Below are 241 nucleotides of genomic sequence, written 5' to 3' on the forward strand. Positions count from 1 at the left end.
TGCCCACGGTAAAGCTCCTTATGAGCATAACGAAGACAACGAGCTCAGCTACTTTGCCTTCATCCGTGACAAGAGCGGTTTGGAACGCACCATCTGGGGCGTGGATCTTGAAAGAGCCATTGGTGAAAGTGAAGCCAAGTATGGGGATGAGATCGTCATGACAAACCTCGGGCGCGAGCCTGTAACTGTCGTCGTTGAAGTTAAGGACGAGCAGGGGAATGTTGTGAGAGAACAACCTATG

General features: G+C 51.0%; 1 pseudogene. It reads left to right on the forward strand.

The annotated features are described in order from the left end of the window. A pseudogene (locus BHE89_RS02745) lies at nt 1-241 on the forward strand (DUF7146 domain-containing protein); the annotation flags it as partial.

This window comes from Shigella sp. FC1967 (assembly GCF_001743005.1).
Taxonomy (GTDB): domain Bacteria; phylum Pseudomonadota; class Gammaproteobacteria; order Enterobacterales; family Enterobacteriaceae; genus Proteus.